17 protein-coding genes are annotated in these 20,105 nt (G+C 39.0%); 6 read left to right on the top strand and 11 right to left on the bottom strand.

Translation table 11 applies throughout. The features are described 5' to 3' along the window. Window positions 1-32: 32 nt before the first annotated feature. On the bottom strand, window positions 33-1,202 hold the full coding sequence (locus tag GZ63_RS0100790; RefSeq protein WP_029265910.1) for a pyridoxal-phosphate-dependent aminotransferase family protein: 1,170 nt from the start codon (window positions 1,200-1,202) through the stop codon (window positions 33-35). A 68-nt stretch (window positions 1,203-1,270) separates the two neighbouring features. Next, a complete protein-coding gene (locus GZ63_RS0100795) occupies window positions 1,271-3,667 on the bottom strand; it encodes a penicillin acylase family protein (protein WP_029265912.1) in 2,397 nt (798 codons plus the stop codon). Window positions 3,668-4,010: 343 nt separating this feature from the next. Between GZ63_RS0100795 and GZ63_RS0100800 the strand changes: the two genes are divergently transcribed. From GZ63_RS0100800 to GZ63_RS0100825, 6 genes are all read left to right on the top strand, one after another. Beyond that, on the top strand, window positions 4,011-4,190 hold the full coding sequence (locus GZ63_RS0100800; RefSeq protein ID WP_029265914.1) for a class II lanthipeptide, LchA2/BrtA2 family: 180 nt from the start codon (window positions 4,011-4,013) through the stop codon (window positions 4,188-4,190). An 86-nt stretch (window positions 4,191-4,276) separates the two neighbouring features. After that, window positions 4,277-7,372, top strand: a complete 3,096-nt coding sequence (locus GZ63_RS0100805) for a type 2 lanthipeptide synthetase LanM family protein (protein WP_029265915.1) — start codon at window positions 4,277-4,279, stop codon at window positions 7,370-7,372. A 62-nt stretch (window positions 7,373-7,434) separates the two neighbouring features. Continuing rightward, window positions 7,435-9,588: a peptidase domain-containing ABC transporter gene (locus GZ63_RS0100810; protein ID WP_038220800.1), complete on the top strand. Its 2,154-nt coding sequence runs from the start codon at window positions 7,435-7,437 to the stop codon at window positions 9,586-9,588. A 411-nt stretch (window positions 9,589-9,999) separates the two neighbouring features. Beyond that, window positions 10,000-10,335 carry a DUF4870 domain-containing protein gene (locus GZ63_RS0100815; protein WP_029265919.1) on the top strand — a complete coding sequence of 112 codons (336 nt, stop codon included), beginning with the start codon at window positions 10,000-10,002 and terminating at the stop codon, window positions 10,333-10,335. Between the two features lie 12 nt (window positions 10,336-10,347). Continuing rightward, on the top strand, window positions 10,348-11,064 hold the full coding sequence (locus GZ63_RS0100820) for a MerR family transcriptional regulator (RefSeq protein WP_029265920.1): 717 nt from the start codon (window positions 10,348-10,350) through the stop codon (window positions 11,062-11,064). A 14-nt stretch (window positions 11,065-11,078) separates the two neighbouring features. Then, window positions 11,079-11,564, top strand: a complete 486-nt coding sequence (locus GZ63_RS0100825; protein ID WP_029265922.1) for a small multi-drug export protein — start codon at window positions 11,079-11,081, stop codon at window positions 11,562-11,564. Window positions 11,565-11,767: 203 nt separating this feature from the next. On the opposite strand, the gene GZ63_RS0100830 is transcribed toward GZ63_RS0100825, so the two are convergent. From GZ63_RS0100830 to GZ63_RS0100875, 9 genes are all read right to left on the bottom strand, one after another. Next, window positions 11,768-12,214, bottom strand: coding sequence for a hypothetical protein (locus GZ63_RS0100830; protein ID WP_029265924.1), 447 nt, complete (start codon window positions 12,212-12,214; stop codon window positions 11,768-11,770). A gap of 31 nt (window positions 12,215-12,245) precedes the next feature. After that, window positions 12,246-12,440 carry a helix-turn-helix transcriptional regulator gene (locus GZ63_RS0100835; RefSeq protein ID WP_029265926.1) on the bottom strand — a complete coding sequence of 65 codons (195 nt, stop codon included), beginning with the start codon at window positions 12,438-12,440 and terminating at the stop codon, window positions 12,246-12,248. Window positions 12,441-13,032: 592 nt separating this feature from the next. After that, the gene (gene rbsB / locus GZ63_RS0100845) at window positions 13,033-13,977 is read right to left on the bottom strand and encodes a ribose ABC transporter substrate-binding protein RbsB (RefSeq protein ID WP_029265928.1); all 945 of its coding nucleotides are present in this window, start codon (window positions 13,975-13,977) and stop codon (window positions 13,033-13,035) included. 33 nt (window positions 13,978-14,010) lie between these two features. After that, a complete protein-coding gene (locus tag GZ63_RS0100850; RefSeq protein WP_029265930.1) occupies window positions 14,011-14,946 on the bottom strand; it encodes an ABC transporter permease subunit in 936 nt (311 codons plus the stop codon). Then, window positions 14,915-16,423, bottom strand: coding sequence for a sugar ABC transporter ATP-binding protein (locus tag GZ63_RS0100855; protein ID WP_038220811.1), 1,509 nt, complete (start codon window positions 16,421-16,423; stop codon window positions 14,915-14,917). Before GZ63_RS0100855 ends, GZ63_RS0100850 begins: the two co-directional genes overlap by 32 nt. 40 nt (window positions 16,424-16,463) lie before the next feature. After that, window positions 16,464-16,859, bottom strand: a complete 396-nt coding sequence (gene rbsD / locus GZ63_RS0100860) for a D-ribose pyranase (protein ID WP_029265933.1) — start codon at window positions 16,857-16,859, stop codon at window positions 16,464-16,466. 99 nt (window positions 16,860-16,958) lie between these two features. After that, window positions 16,959-17,834, bottom strand: a complete 876-nt coding sequence (gene rbsK, locus GZ63_RS0100865; protein ID WP_029265935.1) for a ribokinase — start codon at window positions 17,832-17,834, stop codon at window positions 16,959-16,961. Continuing rightward, entirely contained in the window at window positions 17,827-18,816 is a 990-nt protein-coding gene (locus GZ63_RS0100870; protein WP_318842347.1) for a LacI family DNA-binding transcriptional regulator, read from the bottom strand. Before GZ63_RS0100870 ends, rbsK begins: the two co-directional genes overlap by 8 nt. A gap of 271 nt (window positions 18,817-19,087) precedes the next feature. Beyond that, window positions 19,088-19,990, bottom strand: a complete 903-nt coding sequence (locus GZ63_RS0100875; protein WP_029265938.1) for a nucleoside hydrolase — start codon at window positions 19,988-19,990, stop codon at window positions 19,088-19,090. Window positions 19,991-20,105 lie beyond the last annotated feature (115 nt).

Genomic DNA, 20,105 nt, shown 5'->3' on the forward strand with positions numbered 1-20,105 from the left:
ATATATGACAAAAATCGGGAAGTGACAGGCACCTAAACAGTTTGTTTGCTGAATGCTTGTTCAAATTGTTCTTGTGCTTTTTCGATGTTTACGTCATGTCCCATTTCTTGCAGTGTGATTCCAATGAGACGCACTGCCTCTTTGAGCATTTCTTTTGTCGTGTTGCCCATGTGTCCAATCCGGAAAGCTTTTCCTGATAAATGTGCAAGAGCGCCTGCGACGACAACTCCTTTTTCTGCTAGTTTAGCTCGGAACTGAGTGTCTTCCACTCCCTTTGGATATAGGATACAGGTTAATGTAGTTGCAGCTACGTTTTCATCCGCTAATGCTTTCATTCCGTATTCCGCTAATCCCGCTTTTACACCTTTTGAAAACCTTAAATGGCGCTCATGCCTTTTTTCCATGCCTTCTTCCAGCACCAATTTCATCCCTTCGTTATAGGCGTACACTAAATTGACAGGTGGTGTAGCAAAGTAATTTTGCGGTTGATGCATAATCGGCAGCCAATTATAAATATCTGTATAATAAGCCGGAACATGCTTCATTTGCCTGCGGACGTCCAGTGCACTCTGATTAAAGGCGACTACTGCAATGCCTGGTGGTACGCCAATTGCTTTTTGTGACCCTGTTAAAATAACGTCAATCTTTTCATTGTTTGGGCCATATCCTTTGCTCATATCCTCTTCCATCGCAGCGGTAGCACAAACACCATCCAAAATCACCAGTGCTTCGTGCTTTTTAATAACCGGAACGAGCTCATCTAAATCGGCAGCAACACCTGTTGATGTATCTGCGTGCGTGATTGTCACTGCTTTATACGTATCTTCTTTTAATTTCGCTTCTACTTCTGCTGCGGTAACGGACTCGCCCCACGCAGCCTGTACCACGTCAATATCAATACCAAATGCCTCACCTAACTTCATAAAGCGATCCCCGAAATAGCCATTGCTGACGACTAGAAGCTTTTCCCCCGCGGCTACTGTATTCAGAATCGCCATTTCCATTGCTAATGTACCGGATCCTCCGATCACAAAAACCTCTCCATCCGTCTGAAGCACTTGTTTGGTTTGCTCAATTGCATTTTTATAAATCTCCGCAAACCGTGGATCCGTGTGGCTCCATGTTTCCTGACCAAGCGCATCATAGATCGAATCAATGACGGGCGTTGGTCCAGGAATCAACAACATTTCCTTATTTCTCATGACAATACCCCTCCGTTAATTTTATATTTCGACAAAAAACGACATTATTCGGGAAGTGACAGGCACCTTCAATATAAGATAAGTTCTTTTCCTTTTTTCTCCTTTAGGTCGGTTACATGGTAATTTCCTTCGACCCAGTCTTCTGTTTGGTCGTGATACCACTTGCTTTTGAAATGACCGGACTGGCCTGGTCCAACGATGTGATATCCTTTTGCCATGTCTTTAACGTCAATGACAAATCGCCAGGATGCACCATGATCAACAATTCCTGTTTCGGTGTCATAACTTGCCGCCATTGGAGTGACACTGCTTCCTCCAACAGGAATTGGGTCTTCAGGATTAAAGAAGAAGGCTAAAATCGAACTGGCTTCTGATAAAGGATGAGAAAACGTCACTTGGTGATAATCTCCCCATTCCCACTTGGCAAGTGTATCCCCGTGTTCTTCGATTAATTGCTTTAGGCTGTTTTCTAATGCGGTATGCAATACTTTTTCAAGACCGCCATTTTCCCTTATCCAAACCGCATCATCCCCTTTTCTCAATAACTGGTCTGTCGTCTGTCCACTTCCAGTAAATAATTCCATCATCCCGTCAGGAATTTCCTCGTCATATAAAACGGTTTCAATTTCATTCATCCATGTGTGAAAAATAAGCGGTGCTTCCTCTGTTGCATCGTCTTTGAAATCCCATTGTTTGAGTGCATCCATTGCTTTTTTCTCGTTATCCGTTAAATCAGCATCTTTCAGCGTTTTTTCAAACAATGGCACGAATTCTCTTGCCTGCAAATTCATTTGATCCATTTGTAAATGCATCATATCTTCGGAGGTAAAATTGTCCCCATTATCCAGCACTTCGGCAATGCGCTCATATCGATATGGCTGCGCCCAGACATTGCTGATGTGATAAGGATATTCATCTCCGACTACTTTATTATTCGCTGTCGCAATAAAACCTTTTTCCGGATTTTTTACAAGCGGTAATGCATCAAAAGGAATGTATCCGTCCCACTCCTGTTCTTTTTCCCATCCAGGCAGTGGAAGCAATGCATCATCTCCGTTTTCATAGATTGGAATATTTCCATTTGCTTTATATGCAATCGTTCCATCCTTGGAAGCAAAAACAAAATTTTGCGCCGGTGCCAGAAAATGTTCTAAACCTTTTTCAAATTCATCCCAGTTTTTCGCTTTATTTATTTCTAAAATCGCTTGAAGTTCCGTTGTCGGATCCAGTGCAGTCCACCTTAAAGACATGACAATATCTTTTCCGCTCTCCTCAGCGAATTCAGAGATCACCGGTCCATGGCGCGTTTCGGTAACTTGGTAATCGATTGTTTCCCCGTCTTTTACTTGAATCGGTTCATCGATGACATCTGCTTTTTCCCATTCATCTTCAAATAAAAATTCATTCGGATTCGCTTCATTTCTTTTTTCTATATATAATTGCTGTACATCAGGCCCTGTATTTGTCACGCCCCATGCAATCTGCTCGTTATGGCCCAAAATAATTCCGGGGACGCCGGCAAAAATCACGCCTTCCACATTGACATTATCTGCCTCTAGGTGCATTTGATACCAGACGGAAGGTGTGGCTAGTCCTAAGTGGGGATCGTCTGCAAGCAAAGGCTTCCCGCTTTTTGTTTTGTCTCCTGCTACCACCCAGTTATTGCTTCCGTTAAAAGCATGTGGAATAATCGCCGTTGCAAAACTTTTCTCCACATCAACCCTATCGCTAGCTGCCTCCAGCTCTCCTTCATCGATAATAGCGGGCTTATGTTCCGGATAACTTGGAAATAGTTCATATGCCTTTTCTTTACCCAATTGGTTGAGCGCATAGTAATTGAACGCCTGTCTTTCCCAGTGCCCCCCAAGGTCAAACGCCATATACTTTCCAATGGTCAGCGAATCCAGTGGTGTCCACGTCTCTGGCTCCATTCCCATTAATGTGAATTCCACAGGGAGACGATTCTTTTCTTTGGCGTCATCCATGTAAGCATTGACCCCGTCCGCAAACCACGTGAGCACCTGTTTTGCTTCATCCGAATATAAATCATACGATTCTTCAGCAGCCCGTCTTAGTCCTAGCGTCCGAAAATACTTGTCTGTGTCGACTGCCTTCTCACCGACGACTTCACTTAGCGTACCAGATGCCTGTCTCCTTGAGAGCTCCATTTGAACCATCCGTTCTTGCGCCTGAATATATCCCTGCGCCATATACAAATCATGTTCATTCTCCGCCTGAATATGCGGCACACCATTTTCATCTGTCAGAACAACAACCTCTTCTTTCAGGCCTGGCACTTCAAGTGTTCCTTCTAATTGCGCCATCGATTTATTTATGTACGCATTAATCACAAAAAATGCAATCAGACCAAGCGCAACCAGCACACCAAGCGTAATGAGACTAATCTTAAGGGCACTCTTCTTTTTCCTTGGCTCAAGTAGCGTCTGTTTTGATGGCTTTTCCATCTATTTCCCCCCCTTTCTAACCATATATTACCTTATTTTATGGAAAATACCAAATTATCTGAAATATAAAAGAGGAGACATTGGTTGCTTACATTTATTATTTTATTTGGCACTTATGTAGTCACTTATATTTTTAACAACCTAATTATAACTTAAATCATCTAAAAAGAATGTGTCATTTTATAGCTAGGGAGTTTACTTACTAGATGTAAATAAACAGTAATATAATTTTTATTTCTATGAAAAATCTGAAAAAGACTTGAAATGTTATGTTTACTTAACATATAATATAAATATCCCGGGAGAGATAATACAATTTCTATTGAAATGGAGGAAACTAAAAATGTTCGAAAAAATTGAAACTGCATGGAAAAATCCTGAGATGAGAATGGAAGGTGTTCTTGAAAGTCCAGTAGGAGAAGTATCAGAGGAAGAGCTGGCAGCAGCAGTAGGTGGTTCAGATGTTAATCCACAGACAACTTGGCCATGTGTAATCATATTAACGACAACAATTTGTGATTAATAAACACATCATTAGAGAATGGATGAGTGCTTCTCATCCATTCTTTATATCACATTCTTTATATCAAGAGATAGAGGAGTTGGAAGATGGAAACTATTAAAAAAAATCCATGGGATAAATTTAATCTTGCAGCATATCTAGAAGAGATAACAATAAGCCATGTTGAAGGAAGAGATAAGGACGAAGCATTACAGAAATGGATGAAGAAAACTGGTTTTAGTAAGTTAACCTTAAAAGATAGACTAAAACAAGCAAATATGACTATAGAAGAATTTATCAATATCTTAAATGCAAAAGAAAGAAATGACATTCCAACGGCAGATTTGGAATGGATAAAGTTGTTTGAAAAGATTTTCTCAAATGATGTAAATATTTCCACTTCAGGCAAAACTATCTTCGAATGTCTAGTTGAACCTTTTATTCATTTTAGTTCAAAGCAAATTGATATCTATTTTCAAAACAATACTATATCTAGTAGTAGAGTATGTATAGATGCGGTCAAGCAATCAATTATTTCTAACATCAAGAATCAATTGAGCCCAAAAACTGTAAAACCGTTAATTTTAGAAATTAATATTTCCAGGCTGAAAGGAGAGCTTACGGGAGAAAACGACGAAGATCAGTTCGCCTATTTTATCCAAAGTAAATTAAGCACTTATGAAGGGGTGCTGAAATTTCTTAGCGAATACCCTGTATTGGCCAGACTACTGACAGAAACTACCCAATCAAGTTTGAATCACCAACTGAAATTAGTTAATCGATTTAATAATGATTTTGATGAAATACATAAAATAGTAACCCCCTTCACGTCACCTCTCATAAATATTGAAACAGGAGCTGGAGATACTCATAATAATGGGCAAATGGTTAGTATGTTAACTTTCGAAAACGGAATGAAACTAGTTTACAAACCTAGATCCCTTTCCACAGACCTGAGTTTTCAAAATCTAATCAATTGGTGTAATGACCAACTAAGGGACATTACATTTGCTAAATTAAATATTTTAGACAAAGGCAGCTATGGTTGGCAGGAATTTATAGAATACAAGGAATGTCGTAGCAAAGAGGAGGTTAAGCGATTTTATACACGCTTAGGTGGTTATCTTAGCATTCTTTATCTTCTTAATGCTGTGGATTTTCATTTCGAGAATATCATTGCTCACGGAGAACACCCATATTTAATAGATTTAGAGTCTATATGTTATCCCTTGCAGCCAATGGAAGAACAAAATACAGCCCAACATCAGGCTATCAAGACTTTAATGAAGTCGACATTAGGTACCGGACTACTACCTATTCAGTATAAACCTGATGGAAGTATGAATGTTGAGGTTAGCGGAGTAGGAGGAAGTAAAGGGCAGTATATTGGCAAATCTGAATATATAAAAGACAATAAAACAGCCAACATAAGTATAGAAAAGACAAATGCATACATGAAGAACAAGAAAAATCGACCTGTAATAAATAATGAAATCATCAATCCAGCGTTTTATCTTAAATATATATTAGAAGGTTTTGAAAAGTTGTATAAACTTTTTTTAAATCATAAAGATGATTTGGTACATGACCACGGCTTGTTAGGAAGGTTTTCGAATAACCGAATACGGTATATTGCTAAAAACACCCACGTCTATGCAAAATTTTTAAAAGCAAGTGAACACACAGACTATTTGCAGCATGGTTTAGAACGTCAGAGATTGTTTGATTTATTCTGGAATTACAGTAATCTATCCTCTAAACATTTTTTAATAACACACTCTGAAGTACAAGATTTGTTGAGGGGGGATGTTCCATACTTTTATACGAAAATTAATAGTAAAAGTATTTGGAACTCAAAAGGAGAGGAGATTACCAATTTTCTGGATGTCAGCGGTTGGGATTTGATAAAAGAAAAAATACAATCCCTTCATTCATTAGACCTTATGCAGCAAAAAAAATGGATAACAACCTCGGTTTCCACATTAACCGATGAAAATATTATTCATAGGGATCAAGAACTGCTAAAGAAGATTAAAGGAATAAATAATCCTGTTCAGTTATCTGATGCTATAGGTGACCATGTTGCTGGTGAAGCGGTTTGGGGAAGTACCGAAAATGACGTAACATGGATAGGAGTTGGAATGAATCAAGATGAAGAAGTCAGCCTCTCTCCCTTATCTATGGGGCTTTATGATGGTTTAACCGGAATTTCTTTATTTTATGCTTATTTAAGCATGGTTACAGAAAGAAAGGATTTCAAAAACTTGTCTGAGGGAGCCATAAAGCTAATCACTAATTACCTAACTTACCCAGAAAATAAACTAGGTATATCGGGTTTCCATGGGTATGCTTCAATCTTATATGGGTTATCTGTGATAAATGAAATACATGGCGTACCCGATATGGAGGAAATTACTGAATCACTAGTGAAAAAGATCTCACCACTTGTGTCTAAAGACAAATCTTATGATGTGATTGGCGGGGTAGCGGGGACATTAATGGTGCTAATAAAGTATTGGAGGAAATCAAAAAAACCTCACATCCTAGAACTAGCCAAGAAATGCGGAGATCATTTAATAACAAATTCCACTGCTATGAATAAAGGAAGGGCTTGGATGACAACACATTTAAATATTCCATTAGGCGGATTTTCCCATGGTGTGGCTGGAATTGCCGTGGCTCTTTATCGTCTTTACAAGGCAACAGGTAAACCTGAATACTTATCAACTTGTCTACAAGCAATTAAATATCAAGATTCTCTATTTAATACGAATACTTCATTATGGAAGAACCTAACAGACTCTGGTGGAGTACACAAAGACTACGGTTGGTGCCATGGATCATCAGGAATAATTTCTGCCTATCTTGAAATGTGGGAATTACTGGATAAAAAGCAAAAAAGCAATGTTAAAAAAGCAATAAATAAAACCTTTTCAAATATGGAGTATAATAACCATTCATTATGTCATGGGGCATTAGGAAATTACTGGCTTTTAAGTGCCACTCCTTTGATAGACCAAAAATATGAAAAAAATTTAAGTGAATTTAAAAAAGATATCTTGAATGATATTGAATATGATTCTATAACCAGTGGTTTTCCTGGAGCGATCCCTACACCAAGCTTAATGCTAGGTTCAGCAGGTGTCGGATTAGGTCTATTGTCTATGAAATATAAAATTCCTAATGTTCTGGTTCTACAGTAGGATTAAAAAATGATGGTGACAGGGCTCCTTTCAAAAAAAGATAGATTATGAAGGAGGAACCTATGTTTATCGATAAGAAGGTGCCTTTTGTTGAACAACAGGAACAATCGGATTGTGGTTTGTGTTGTTTAGCAATGGTCTCAAGATATTATGGAAAACATTTAACACTATTAGATATTCAGGAATTATATCAAAATGGAAGAAATGGTATTTCCTTACAAGCCCTGAAAGAAATTGCAGGAAATATTGGATTAGATGTCAAGGTGTATAACGCGCCAAGTGAGAAATTATTTCAATGCCATTTACCAGCAATTATTCATTGGAAAGGGCATCATTTCGTAGTACTTGAGAAAGTAAGTAAAAAAGGTTATACCATAGTAGACCCCTCACAAGGAAGAATCACTATTGAGCCGGAGGAATTTAAAGAATTTTTTTCTGGATTAATTATGTGTTTGAAACCATCCAAATTGTTTTCAAAGAAAAAAGAAAAAAATTTATGGATTCCATATTTAAAACTGTTGTCATCAAAAAGAAAATTGGTCCTTTATCTTTTGTGTTTCTCAATATTGCTTCAAGTACTATTATTATCCACTCCGATTCTGACGAATTATACCATTGATTCAATAATCATCCCCGGGGATTTTGAGCTGATAAACGTATTGATTGCAATTATGACCATTTTAGTTGTTTTTCAAGTATTATTTACTTTTCTCCGGGCACGTTTAGTCGTAGTTTTAAGAAATCATTTGGATTTAGAGATGATGACAAAATTTATGAGCCATTTGCTATATTTGCCTTATGGATTTTTCCAACGCAGATCATTTGGCGATCTAATGTTTCGGGCAAATAGTAATATAATGATTCGGCAAACTCTTTCCAATCAGGCGTTAGCCGGTGTTCTGGATTCTACTTTATTGGTAGTGTTTACGTTTTACTTATTTTATCAATCACCGTTTCTAACAATTATGATTACTGCCATTGGAATGCTCTATTTCCTTATGATATTTGTTGCAACCAAAAGGCTGCATCAGATTACAAAAGAAGAACTTTCAAAGCGTACTAAAGTACAATGGCATCAAAGCGAAATGATATATGGAATTCTCGGAGTAAAAATGGCCGGATTAGAAGCGAATATGTTTCAAACCTGGGAAACATATTACCTAGAACAATTAGAAGCAATCAAGAAAAAAGACTATTATGCCGCTAATTTAGAAACTTTGATTTTTGCCATTAGAACAACAGCACCTTTCCTGGTTCTTGGTGTAGGAACTATACAGGTTCTTAATAATAGTATGTCTTTAGGAAGCATGGTTGCGTTTTTTACACTTACTGTTACTTATTTTACAATGCTTGGATCACTGGCTACTTCTTTTAGCGAGTTTTCAAAGATGAAAGCATATATTGAACGTGTCGTCGATATCTTAGAAAGGCCTGAAGAGAAAAATGGAGAGAGAAGAATAGAAAGATTAAAAGGAAATATAACTGTAGAAAACTTAAGCTTTAGCTATAATGAAAATCCAGAGGAAGAGCTGTTCCTAGAAAATATAAAGTTGGATATTGAGGCAGGAGAAAAAATTGCAATAGTTGGTAAATCTGGTTCAGGAAAAACCACCGTTGCAAATTTATTGATTGGTTTATATGAACCAATCAAGGGTGAAGTTTATTTTGACGACATTCCTTTAAGTGAAATAGATAAATCAACCTTGCGTAAGAAGGTGGGAGTTGTTCCTCAAGATATTCATTTTTTTAATCGTTCTGTTATGGAAAACATTACAATGTATTCCCCTAGTGCTCAATTAGAGGATGTGAAAGAAGCTGCCAAGTTGGCAAAAATTCATGATGATATTTCTTCATTACCAATGGGGTATAATACCATGATTTCCGAATTTGGTACTAATTTTTCTGGAGGGCAAAAACAAAGAATCGCATTAGCCAGAGCATTAATCAATAAACCCTCTATCTTATTGTTAGATGAGGCTACAAGTTCGTTGGATACCATTGTGGAAAAAGAGATTGATGAAATATTGTCCGATTTGGATTGTACACGAATTGTAATAGCTCATAGGTTGAGCACAGTTAAAAATGCGGATAAAATTTTTGTCCTTGATAACGGAAAGATTGTAGAAATAGGAACCCATAATGATTTATTACGCAAACAGGGATATTACTATGAACTAATATTTAATTATGATGAAAAATCAATGATTGCCACATAATTTATAAGAAGTGAAAGGAAGGCTTGCGTGTATTAGCTATTTTTAACTCAACTTTCGCATTCTCGATTAAATCTATGCTACAGACCAATGAAGTGTTTACCTGTCTAATCTGTAATGCGGAAGTTGGGACTTTTAATATTCAACTTTCTGTATTTTTGTTATTGCACCTAACCTCACGTTACCCCCTATAATTGGTAATGAAGGAGCTGGGGTTACGCATCCAGCCACCAACTTTAGGATACGCAAGAGGGGAGGAAATATAGGCCATATCAAAAATACCTGGGAATGAATGACCATTGTTGGAGGATTATTCTAATGACAAATACTTCCTTAAAGTTGGTAGAGTAAAATTTAAGTAAGCTAAGAAAAGCAGAGCCTTTGTAAATTTTACTTTATGGAAGGAGAAGTATAATGAAGGACGGTTCGGTACGTGAAATTTGGATGGTGGAGATCATGCTTGGAATTTCTTTACTATTTGGTTTTTTGCCTCCATTCATTATGTTTTTAAAAACAAGGAAAACCAACATGTTTTATCGGGAGGCGAGTAGAAAAGCATTGAATTTTCACTTGACTATTTTTCCCTTTTTCTTTATCAGCTATTTCATGCCTGCCTGGTACACAAATTTTATTTATGTTGTATTGGTCATTGAACTATTTTTCATTGGATATGCAATGATACGCATTGCTCGTAAAAAAAGCCATACCTATCCAATTGCCATAACGTATATTAAAAAGAATGTGATTTAGGGGAGTGACTTCATGGAGAATCTACTCACTATCGGCCAACTAGCGAAACGAACGAATGTCACTATAAGAACGTTACACTATTATGACAAAATTGATTTGCTTAAATCAAGTGAACATAGTGAGGGAGGAGTACGTCTTTATACACACAATGATCTTAACAAATTAAGACAAATACAATCTTTAAAATTTCTTGGTTTATCGCTAAAGGAAATTGCTGGCTTATTGAAGGATAAAACTGTGAAACAAGCGGATATAGAAAAAATAATCTCTTATAAAAGAGAGGAACTTTTGGAAGAGATCGATGAAAAGAAAAAAACTGTAGAAAAATTAAACGTGATGAGTGAGGTGATACATGGAAGAGATTATATTTATTTAGATATTTTTTGTTTTATCGTTTATGCAATGATTTGGGAAGAGGAAAATAAGGCCGAATTAGATGGTGCTTTACCCTTTTTGCAACGGGATGAGCGGGTGAAATTGGATAAAGAGTATTTTGACATTTATGTAGAACTTAAGCAGTTTGCTTCCAAGGAGGTTCCATTCTTTTCTGAAAAAGCCCAGAACTTAATCAGAAGGCTTGAAAAGGTAGTCGCAAATACTCTCTCCATTGATAAACATCCTGTTCATAAAGACATAAACTTAAATATTGACCTGTATAATCCTTTTTCAGAAAAGGAAAAAAGATTTATTGAAAATGCTTATAATTATTACCGCGAAACGCTTTCTTAAAAAGGAGTGAAAAAATGCTGGAAGAATTAATTCAGAAGATTACAGATTTGCCGTCCTTTTATCAGGTATTAATGATTTTTGTAATTGGCTTCGTCCCCTTTTTGGAATCCCATGTAGCTGTTCCGTTGGGGGTGATTGTGGATTTACCGTTTGTCCCGATAACTTTGGTTGCTATCGTAGCAAATTTCATTTCCGTTATGTTCCTTATAGTGTTCGCTAGTTTTCTACGAACGAACATGTTTAAAAAAAAGGGAACTTCCGTATTAGCCTCTAGGATTAATAAGGCACAATATTATTTTAACAGGTACGGAGTCCCAGGTTTATCACTCATGGGGCCGATCATCGGGGCTAATCATATAAGCGCTTTTGTTTCAATGATGGCAGGTGCAACAAGAAGGCAAGTAATCATCTGGCAGTTTATTTCTATTACAGCATGGGGAATAGGTACAGGGATTCTATTGATCTATGGTATAGATGTGTATAATCTATTAAAGGAATAACTTAACCTAAGGGGAGGAAATATTGTTTATTGCATTCATACGATAGAAACGAATAATCCGCAGCTACTTCTATGAAATATTTACACCGCACCCTTCGGATCCACTCTTGCCTGAATTTATTGGTAGTAACTAATTTTAAATACGAAAAGAACTTTTAGTGAAGGGAAAATGTAAATACCATAAAATCCATTCATGCGAGATATTTATTTAATGGTGTCAATGATTTTTTTAAGCTCCAACCAATAAATAATATACTGGCCGATTCCTAACAGAATTAAAATTAAAAGTGGCATGAAGGGGATGTTACTAAAATAAGCTATTATACCTATTCCTAAAGGGATTGCTACTGAATAATAAATATAGACTTTTCTACAGGCCTGAAGAGTCATCCATTTTAAACCTTCATCTTCCTCTATTAATTCAGTAGGCTTTAAAGTAAAGAAATTAAATTTTCTTGCAGGGTTCTTCATATTATATACAGTAATTAAAATAATCCAGGTAAGAAACACCACGAAGAACATAAACTTTAAATCAGTTGACTGTATAAAAAGTGGAAAATACTCTGAATAACTATGTTCTAAAATGGCAGTTCCTAATACAGTTAAAAGCAATATTTGAAATAAAGGAAAACGTAATAAATTCTCAATCATATTTTACCACCAATTAGCCCTTCTTGTATTTTCATTCAATCCAAAAAACTTCTCCAATATCCTTCCCCAAGGCATTTGAAATTTTAATTGCTAAAGTAACAGAAGGATCATATACACCTTTTTCAATGAAAGCAACTGTTTGTCTAGTCACATTTACTTTTTTCCCAAGTTGTTCTTGGGTTAGTTTTTGTTCTTTTCTAAGCTGTTTGACGCTATTTTGGAGCATATGTATTTTCCTTTTTTTCTTAAGTGGGATAAAATAAATCTACTTTTAAGATAAAGTATGACCTTTGCAAGTTTCTCATTGAAACTATAAATAGCAGATTTGTAGTTCGTTGATGGAGTTCCTATATCAATTCGTAAACTTTAATTAACTCAGTACTTCATTAAATGTTTTTCGTCTATGCTTGTTCAAACGCAAATACAGCAATTTTTCCAAGATATTCTTTTCGCACCTTTCGAAAAACATCACCGAAAAAAACTCTAAGCATCAGAAGCGTTCAACACCCTGAACACTTATATATAGTATACCTTATTTTCACACATTTGATAAACAATTTCATCATAAAATAATCTAGTATTTAAGGAAGTGTCTTACCTATGTCTACTAGTATCGTATGTGACTTATCTCAACAAAAACTCCCTACCACTATTTGGCAAGGAGTTTTTACATTCTATGAAGCGAAAATCTATCGTTCTATTTTCTCCAGTCGACAAAAACAACATATACAGAATAGTGACAAGCACCACCGCAAGCGTGTACTAGTCCACGGTGTGAAACGCGCACACGCTGTAAATATGTCAGTGGGACAGACCCTTTATTCTGTAACCATTTCCAGTTCTACTGGGATGAATTCGTCAAGTTCTTCTCCGTTTGCTACTTTTCCTGCTGCTTCGACTGCTTTCTCTGCAATGAGTTTAGGCTGCTGGGCGATCGTTGCGTCCATGTCGCCTTCTTTTACTGCTTTTTGTGCATCATCGGTTGCGTCAAACCCGACGACAACGACATCGTCCAGCATATTTTTACTTTCTAATGCTTCCACGGCGCCTAGTGCCATTTCGTCATTATGGGCAAATAAGGCATCAATTTCATCTTCGCTTTGGAGGATGTTTTCCATCACGGATAGTCCTTTCGTGCGGTCAAAATCTGCGGATTGATTGGCAACGATTTCGATATCATCCATGTCGTCCACGATATTGTGGAATCCTTTTCCGCGTTCACGTGTTGCAGATGCACCAGAAATCCCCTCTAACTCGACTACTTTTCCTTTTTCTTCTAATTGATCTGCAATGAATTCACCGGCCATTTCCCCACCTGACACGTTGTCGGAAGCGATATGCGTGACTACTTCTCCCCCTTCAGCGCTTCGGTCCACTGTGATTACCGGGACGTCTGCATCATTGGCTAATTCCACAGCGGACGTAACTGCCTCGGAATCTACCGGATTGATTAAAAGGACGTCGATGTCTTGCTGCAATAGATCCTCTACATCACTTAATTGCGTTGATGGGTCATCCTGCGCGTCTGAGGATACGATATCATAGTCGGCTTCTTTTGCTGTTTCCTCCGCACCATCGCGTAATGTGACAAAAAATGGATTATTTAGTGTGGAGACGGATAATCCAATGGTAATATCCTTATCTTCTTCTTTTCCTATTGCCTCTTCCCCGTCATCGGAAGATCCCGGTTTTTCCATGGAACATGCTGCCAGTAAAACAAGCAATAAAGCGAAAATACTACATTTTTTCAAAAAGTTTATCATTCTAGTATTCCTCCTCTTTTTTTATTCCTTCCCTTACTCAGAACGTCGATCCATTAATACCGCTAGTAAAATAACACCACCTTTTACAATTTGCTGATAGAATGAAGATACATTTAATAGATTTAAGCCATTATCGATGACACCGATAATTAAGGCACCGACTAATGTTCCTGCAATTCTCCCGCGGCCGCCGGCTAGGCTTGTACCACCGATTACTACAGCCGCAATGGCATCCAGTTCATACATCGTGCCTGCTGTTGGCTGCGCGGAATTCAAACGACTCGTAATAATAATTCCGGCAAGAACCGACAACATTCCGGTTAAAGCATACACCCAGACTTTGACACGATCTGTCTTGATTCCCGATAATATGGATGCTTCCTCATTTCCCCCGACCGCATATACCTGCCGGCCGAATACGGTGTTTCTGAGGACGAAAAATAAAATCACAAAAGCAATCATCATGATAACGGCTGGAAAAGGAACGCCGAATACATATCCTTTCCCAATCATTTGAAAGCTGACGCTATCCGATAATCCGGTAATCGGCTTTCCACCTGTATAAACAAGCGTTGCACCGCGGAAAATCGTCATTGTCGCAAGTGTTGCAATAAACGGTGCCACTTTCCCTTTTGTAATAATTAGTCCGTTAACTGCACCTAAAGCCAGACCAATCAACAGACCAATGAGCATTGAAAGCATCGGATCCACACCGCTGCTTAGTAAACCTGCCGTGAGTGCACTGCCAAGGGCTAAAAGTGAGCCTACCGATAAATCAATACCAGCAGTTAAAATAACAAACGTCATTCCAAAGGCAATCAGTGCATTGACAGATACCTGTCTCAGTAAATTCAAAATATTATTTAGGGTAAAAAAATTATCGCTTAACAAGCCAAGAATAATCGTAATGATAATCAGCCCAATAAGTGGCCCAATTTTAATGAGGTTGCGCTGGATCAGCTGCTTCATGTTTATTCCCTCCTGTAGCTGCTGTCATAATCTTTTCCTGATCCGCTTCATCACGGTTTAAAAACCCAGTAACTTTCCCCTCGTGCATGACCATAATGCGATCACTAACACCAAGCACTTCGGGGAGCTCGGAGGAAATCATCATAATGGCAACACCACTTTGAGTGAGTTCATTCATGATGGTATATATCTCTTTTTTCGCCCCAACATCAACACCTCTTGTCGGTTCATCCAATATGAGGACACGCGGATGGATTCCTAGCCACTTGGCAATGACGACCTTTTGCTGGTTTCCGCCGCTCAGTGATTTTACTTGCTGTTCTTTTCCTGTTGTCCTCACCTGAAGCTTTTGAATCAAATCCATCACGAGATTTTTTTCTTTCGCATCCGAGATAAAGCCGTTTTTTGATACCGCTCTCAAATTCGTTAACGCAATATTTTCTCGGATGGATGCGCCTAGAACGAGTCCTTTTGCTTTTCGGTCCTCCGTAATAAAACCGATTCCCGCACGGACGGCATCCCGCGGGTGTTTGATGTGCAGTTCTTTGCCCAGGAGCTTTACGGTGCCGCCGTCTTTTTTTTGAAAGCCAAAGATCGCTTCCATCACTTCTGACCTTCCCGCTCCCATCAAACCGGCAATGCCAAGGATTTCTCCTTCTTTCACGTTAAAGCTCACATCCTGAAATAGGCCATCCCGTTTGAGGTTTTCCACCTCGAAGATAACGTCACCGACGGCGTGGGTTCGTTCCGGAAAGCGTTCACCGAGCTCACGCCCAACCATCATTTTGACAATGGCTTCAAAGGATGTATCGGCAATATTTTCACACCCAACAAACTGTCCGTCACGTAAAATCGTAATCCGGTCACAAAGATGGAAAATTTCTTCCATCCGGTGTGATATGTAAATAATACTAACTCCCTGTTTCTTTAACTCCGTAACCACGCGGAACAAGTTATAAATTTCGCGGTCGGTCAGTGCCGCAGTCGGCTCGTCCATGACAATCAGCCGCGCCTTGGTGGACAGTGCCCGGGCAATTTCAACCATTTGCTGTTTTCCTACCGAAAGATCCCCTGCGATATCATTCGGGTGAATTGTTGTAACCCCGAGTTCCTTCAGACTTTCTTTCGTGCGTTGATGCATTTCTTTTTTATGTAAGATACCTGTTTTTCCGTACACGAGTTCTTTTCCGAGAAACATATTTTGGGCAACGGTTAAATAAGGAATAATGTTCAATTCCTGATGAATCACACTGATCCCCATTTCCTCTGCCTGTTTTGGATTGGTAAAATCAACTTCTGCACCGTCTACTTTAATGACCCCGTGATCGCGTGGATGGATGCCTGTTAAAACTTTGATCAATGTTGACTTACCAGCTCCATTCTCACCCATCAAAGCGTGGACTTCTCCGCTTCTCACCTCAAAATCCACATTTTTTAACACCTTGTTTCCAGCAAACGATTTATCAATCTGCTTCATTTCTACAATCGGTGTTGAATGCAATGTTCTCACCTCTTTTCTAAAAAATGACGTCAGCCTGTAAAATCATATTGGCATAAGGTGTCGCTTCCCCGGTTCGAATGACTGCTTTTGCACCTTTTATGTTCTTTTTTAATTCCTCGTGGGGGATATAGTGAACCGGTGTATCTGAATGTCTTTTGATAATTTCCTGGTGCAGTTCATCATTCTTTATCTGTATTTCATTTGCAAGCATGATTTCCTCAACAGCCATATCCGCTGTGACCGCTTTCAGTACTGTCAAAAAGCTAGGATTCCCTAACCCAAGGGAAACATCGATGCATTGGATATTTTCCGGGATCGGCAGCCCGCAATCCGCAATGATGATCGTGTCGGTGTGACCAAGATTTGCGAGCACGGATGCAATTTCTCTATTTAATATTCCTGACTTTTTCATCGAAGCTCGTCCTCTCTCTCTCTCTTATAAAATAAACTGGGGACACTCTCTCACCGCTTTAGCACACGAACGTGGCGGGGGTCAGACCGTACAGCCCCCTTACATCAAATGCTTCACTTCTTGCCTTATCGGCATGCCGCCCTGGGCACCAATCTTTGTAACGGATAATGCGGCAGCTGCATTCGCGAACGTAACTGCTTCACGGATAGAAGCACCGTTTGCTATTTCTGCCGCAAATGCGCCGTTAAACGTATCCCCAGCCCCTGTAGTGTCTTTTACTTCGACAGGATGTCCCGGTATCCATTGCTGGCTATTATTCTCATAAAACGTGACACCTTCACTCCCCTCGGTCACAATCAGTTTTTTCTGAATGGAGGAAAACAGGGGACTCTCTTTGATTGCTTCCGCTTCAATTTCGTTTGGTGTGAAGTAAGCAGCTTTGGCTAAAAGTGCTTCAGGTAGCTTCTGATAGGGTGCTGGATTAAGAATGACTGGAACCTGGAACTTACTGGCAATTGCTAACGTATGAAGCACCGTTTCCATTGGGATTTCCAGCTGCATTAAAATGACATCGCTTTGTTTGATTAATTCTTTTTGCTTGTCCACCAAGTCAGGAAGTACGCTTTTATTTGCTCCAGGGGCAACGATAATACGGTTATCATCTTCGGATAAGATAATGTTCGCGATCCCGGTTGGCTGACTTGGATCTGTACGCATGCCTTGTGTATTTATTCCTTCCTTTTTAAGGTGAGCAAGCAATTTTTCACCAAATGCATCTGTTCCGACTGCTCCAATCATATGCACATTTGCCCCTAGCCTAGAGGCAGCGACAGCCTGATTGGCACCCTTTCCTCCTGGATATGTTGCAAAGTCCTTTCCAAGAACAGTTTCTCCTTGCATTGGCATTTTTTCCGTTGTAATCGTTAAGTCCATATTTATGCTTCCGACGATACAAACGGTTGGTTGATTATCCATGTGCGACCTTCTTTCGTTTGGTTGATTCTCTTTCTAATAAATGAACAGGAAATGTTTCGATTGTTTTAGGTGCCACTTGTGTCTGTATTTGTTCCATGAGCATTTCAGCAGCACGGGTACCCATATCATAAATTGGCTGAGCCATCGTCGTCAGTGTTGGGCTTGTTGCCTCTCCAACTGAACTTCCATCAAAGCCAATCACCGCTAAATCTTCCGGGATGCGGATCCCCAATTGTTCTGCAGCTTTCATTGCACCGATTGCCATTACATCATTTGCTGCAAAGATACCATCGATTTCTGGATGGTTCCTAAGCATTTCCATGGTCATTACTTTCGCTTGTTCCATGTTGTAATTGCACGATAAAAGATAACTGGACAGAAACCAATCTGTATCTCGGACTACGTCCATATACCCCCTGAGCCGCTCCATCGTATTACTGGCACTTTCTGGCCCACATAAATGAGCAATGCGCTGACAACCGATGGATTGTAAATACTCCGTAGCTTCTCTTCCGCCTTGGTAGTTATCTACGGTAATCGAAGCCAATTCCGAATGGAAGAACCGGTCAAGGGCAATGATCGGTACACTGATTTTCTTGAGCATTTCATCGGTAATCGTACTGGAAACAATAATAAACCCATCCACTGCTTTTTGCTGCAGTGTGTCTATGTATGTTAATTCCTTTTCTAAATCGCCATCTGTATTACATAAAATAAAGGTATAATTATATTTATTCGTTACATCCTCTACTGCCCTGGCAAGTTCGGGAAAGAAAGGATTCATAATATCCGGCACAAATAAGGCAATCATTTTCGACTTCCCTCTAAAAAGGGTCCGGGCTACATCATTTGGTTTGTAATGCAGGTATTCAATCGCCTGTTCCACGCGTTTTCTTGTCTCCGGATTCACATCACCTTTCCCATTGATGACCCGTGAAACGGTAGCAACTGAAACATCGGCAAATTTCGCAACATCTCTCATCGTAGACAACCTCCATCACTCCCAAGATTTGAAATAAAAAAGCATGTAACGGGTTACATCCGTTTCAAAAAATAAATGTAACCCGTTACAGAATATAATAAAACCGTTCCGTGGGCATGTCAACGGGAATCTTTCGACAAAATACGAGGAAGCGTATGGTGCCTGGCACTCCCCGAATAATGTCGAAAAATATCCAAGTGATCCACCACCCAACCACCCGGCAATCCATACAGGTAAAAACCAGGGAGTGCCCCCTCCCATATCACAAGCACTAAATTCCCGCGAAAATGGAAGTAAATGCCTTTCGAAATGCCTCCACATCTGCATCGATACAGACATGCACGTTCCCTTCTTCCGTGAAATGCGTTACCGTACATCCGGACGCTTCCCCTTCTGTCACTACATTGACGTTTGCTCGCTTTGTCTTAAACAACTCAGGTCGAGTCAGGTAAAGAATGGTGCACAAATCATGAATCGCAATGGAATATTTAGAATAGGCACGCTCATAAAACTGAATCATATGCGCGATCATTTCACCGATTTTCCCTTGCGTCTTTACTTTTTCCACATCGTCAGCAGCCACTCCAGTTAAACGGGTCACGTCGAGTCCACACATGACAATATTAATCGATGTATCAAAAACGATTTTGGCAGCATGCGGATCTGCATATATATTAAACTCTGCAACAGGGGTTGCGTTTCCTCCTTCAGCAGCCCCGCCCATTAAGACAATTTCTTTAATATTTTCTTTTGTTTCCGGAAAAGTTTTGAATAAAAGTGCAATATTGGTCAATGGACCGATCGGCACAAGCGTCACCGGCTCCTCTGCACTCATAATAGCTTTTCTCAATTCGACGATTGCATTGCCTTTTAACAAAAGCGAAGTGTTTGGCTCCTTTTCAAATTGATAGTTGCCAACACCACTGTCCCCGTGCACTTGTGATGCTGTCTTTATTTTATTGATTAGTGGCTCGCCACAACCTTTCGCAACCGGTATATCTTTTTCTAAAAATGTAAGCAAATCAAGTGCATTTTTTGTCGTGTTATCAATCCCGACATTTCCACCAACCGTTGTAATTAATTTTACGTCAAGCTTATCTGAAAATAATGCTGCAGTGATCGCAGCAACATCATCAATCCCAGGATCTGTATCAATGATAATTGGTCGTTTCATGGTAGTCCTCCTTATGTTAATAGTATTACATAAGTTATTATAAACGATCATACAAAAAAACCCACACATATGTATGTGTGAGCTCTATTTATTTTCGACAAAATCCGGGAAGTGA

The organism is Virgibacillus alimentarius (assembly GCF_000709085.1).
GTDB lineage: Bacteria > Bacillota > Bacilli > Bacillales > Amphibacillaceae > Virgibacillus_B > Virgibacillus_B alimentarius.